The sequence below is a fragment of the Pseudomonas sp. FSL R10-0399 genome (genome assembly GCF_009600165.1).
GTDB classification, from domain to species: domain Bacteria; phylum Pseudomonadota; class Gammaproteobacteria; order Pseudomonadales; family Pseudomonadaceae; genus Aquipseudomonas; species Aquipseudomonas helleri.
Genome location: NZ_WIWK01000299.1, coordinates 1 through 483, shown reverse-complemented (window position 1 = coordinate 483; position 483 = coordinate 1). Strand labels below are relative to the sequence as shown.

At 65.0% G+C, this 483-nt stretch carries 1 pseudogene; it reads right to left on the bottom strand.

The features are described 5' to 3' along the window. Positions 1 to 483: pseudogene (locus GHO41_RS29530) on the bottom strand (FAD-dependent oxidoreductase); the annotation flags it as partial.

Genomic DNA, 483 nt, shown 5'->3' with positions numbered 1-483 from the left:
GACCAGCGCGTCGCAGGCGACCGGTTGCTCGAACAGTGCCGCCGACACCGCGTTGCGCCCCAGCACACGGCGCAATTCGCTAATGGCTTTGACCGCCACCACATTGACCCCCAGCTCACGCAAACGATTGGCATGGGCGGTTTGATCGCCATTACCGACCACCACTACACGCGCACCGGGTGCCACTGCCTGTTCGTGGGCCATGATCAACGCGGTGCGCGCATCCATGACGCCGGGCAGCCACATATTGGGGATCACCGGCGGGCAAGCACGCCGCCCGGTGGCCAGTACCACGTCATCGGCTTCGAAGGCCAAGGCGCCTTGCGCCGGGTCGTGGGGCGCACCGAGTAACAATTGCCCTTCCCGGTAAGCCCCAAACACCTCAACCCCGGTCACCCGTTGCACCCGCTCATCCAACTGCGGTTTCGGCTGCCCGGCGCTTTGCGCATAACGGCCAAGTTGATGGCCACGGGTCACCAACAC